The following is a 2,103-nucleotide window of genomic DNA, read 5'->3' on the forward strand; positions in this document are numbered from 1 at the left end:
GCACCTGCGATTTTTTGCATCCAACGTTTGACCTCTGCGGAGGTGAAGCGTGAACCTCCCACAAGACGGCATCAAATTGCATCGCGGTAACTTCACCGCTATCGGTCAGCAGATCCAGCCTTATCTGGAGGATGGAAAATGCTTTCGCATGGTGCTTAAACCGTGGCGGGAGAGACGCAGTCTTTCCCAGAATGCACTCAGCCACATGTGGTACAGCGAAATCAGTGAATACCTCATCAGCAGGGGGAAATCGTTCGCTACCGCAGCATGGGTAAAAGATGCTCTCAAACACACATACCTCGGTTATGAAACCAAGGACCTGGTTGATGTCGTAACCGGCGAAATCACTACTATCCAGTCGTTACGCCATACCTCCGATCTTGATACCGGAGAGATGTATGTCTTCCTGAGTAAGGTTGAATCTTGGGCGATGAGTATTGGCTGCCACCTGACTATTCCGCAGAGCTGCGAGTATCAGCTGCTGCGTGATAAGCAGGAGGCGTAATGGCTACACCGCTTATTCGTGTCATGAACGGACACATCTACAAAGTACCAAATCGTCGTAAGCGTAAACCTGAGCTGAAGCCATCCGAAATACCAACACTGCTCGGATATACCGCCAGCCTGGTTGATAAAAAATGGTTGCGACTGGCAGCAAGGAGGAATCATGGCTGATTTGAGAAAAGCAGCGCGTGGTCGGGAATGCCAGGTAAGAATCCCTGGCGTATGTAATGGCAATTCTGAAACGTCTGTACTGGCACATATCCGGCTAGCTGGATTGTGCGGCACCGGTATTAAACCGCCAGACCTTATTGCCACCATTGCATGTTCTGCCTGTCACGACGAGATCGACCGTCGCACGCATTTTGTTGACGCTGGATATGCAAAAGAATGCGCGCTGGAAGGTATGGCGAGAACGCAGGTTATCTGGCTGAAAGAGGGGGTAATTAAGGCGTGAATACTTACTACATCACACTACCCTGGCCGCCGAGCAATAACCGCTACTACCGCCATAATCGCGGGCGCACGCACATCAGCGCAGAAGGGCAGGCATACCGCGATAACGTCGCCCGAATCATTAAAAACGCAATGCTGGATATCGGCCTGGCTATTCCTGTGAAAATCCGCATTGAGTGTCACATGCCGGATCGCCGTCGCCGTGACCTGGATAATCTGCAAAAAGCAGCTTTTGACGCACTCACCAAAGCAGGTTTCTGGCTGGATGATGCTCAGGTCGTTGATTATCGCGTTGTGAAGATGCCCGTTACCAAGGGGGGAAAGCTGGAGCTGACCATCACTGAACTGGGAGATGAATGATGTTTGAGTCTTATATGGCAGAACGTCTTCGCCGCCGCTGGGGGCGCCTGCGCTTATATCGTTTTCCCGGTTCTGTTTTGACCGATTACCGAATACTGAAGAATTACGCCAAAACACTGGCAGAGACAATTGTATGAAGCCAGAGATAACGATCGGTTGATGCCGTTTTATTGTTTTTTGCTGCCAATTGGCGTGCTGGTGTAAATGGAGAACGAGAATGAATCTTGAGGCCTTACCAAAATATTACTCCCCAAAATCTCCAAAATTGAGCGATGACGCACCGGCGACAGGCTCTGGCTGTTTAACGATTACGGATGTGATGGCTGCGCAGGGGATGGTGCAGTCGAAAGCACCGCTTGGGTTTGCCTTATTCCTGGCAAAAGTTGGTGTTCAGGACCCTCAGTTTGCAATTGAAGGTCTGCTCAATTACGCGATGGCACTGGATAACCCGACATTGAATAAATTGAGTGCAGAAACACGGTTACAGATTATTCCTTACCTCGTGAATTTTGCCTTTGCTGATTATTCCAGGTCTGCGGCAAGTAAGGCTCGCTGTGAGCATTGTGCTGGTACGGGATTTCATAATGTATTGCGCGAAGTGGTGAAACATTCCAGAAGCGGGGAATCCGTTATCAAGGAAGAGTGGGTGAAGGAACTATGTCAGCATTGTCATGGTAAGGGAGAAGTCAGCACAGCGTGCAGAGGGTGTAAGGGTAAAGGTATTGTCCTGGATGAAAAAAGGACCCGGCTTCATGGCACGCCTGTTTATGTAGTGGTCAACAAAAA

The 2,103-nt window shown here is 49.8% G+C and carries 6 protein-coding genes; all 6 read left to right on the plus strand.

Annotated elements, in window-relative coordinates; translation table 11 throughout:
- The first annotated feature begins 49 nt into the window (after nucleotides 1–49).
- Nucleotides 50–505, plus strand: a complete 456-nt coding sequence (locus FEK43_RS22680; RefSeq protein ID WP_135406132.1) for a YbcN family protein — start codon at nucleotides 50–52, stop codon at nucleotides 503–505.
- On the plus strand, nucleotides 505–675 hold the full coding sequence (locus FEK43_RS22685; RefSeq protein WP_000224907.1) for a NinE family protein: 171 nt from the start codon (nucleotides 505–507) through the stop codon (nucleotides 673–675). The genes FEK43_RS22680 and FEK43_RS22685 overlap by 1 nt, the downstream gene beginning before the upstream one ends.
- On the plus strand, nucleotides 668–958 hold the full coding sequence (locus FEK43_RS22690) for a DUF1364 domain-containing protein (RefSeq protein WP_000774490.1): 291 nt from the start codon (nucleotides 668–670) through the stop codon (nucleotides 956–958). Before FEK43_RS22685 ends, FEK43_RS22690 begins: the two co-directional genes overlap by 8 nt.
- Nucleotides 955–1,317, plus strand: coding sequence for a crossover junction endodeoxyribonuclease RusA (gene rusA / locus FEK43_RS22695; protein ID WP_135406133.1), 363 nt, complete (start codon nucleotides 955–957; stop codon nucleotides 1,315–1,317). The genes FEK43_RS22690 and rusA overlap by 4 nt, the downstream gene beginning before the upstream one ends.
- The gene (locus FEK43_RS22700; RefSeq protein ID WP_135406134.1) at nucleotides 1,314–1,454 is read left to right on the plus strand and encodes a YlcG family protein; all 141 of its coding nucleotides are present in this window, start codon (nucleotides 1,314–1,316) and stop codon (nucleotides 1,452–1,454) included. Before rusA ends, FEK43_RS22700 begins: the two co-directional genes overlap by 4 nt.
- A gap of 80 nt (nucleotides 1,455–1,534) precedes the next feature.
- Nucleotides 1,535–2,103: antitermination protein (locus tag FEK43_RS22705; RefSeq protein WP_138158717.1), on the plus strand; the 569-nt coding region annotated here is incomplete at its 3' end.

This window comes from Escherichia sp. E2562 (genome assembly GCF_005781075.1).
Lineage (GTDB): Bacteria > Pseudomonadota > Gammaproteobacteria > Enterobacterales > Enterobacteriaceae > Escherichia.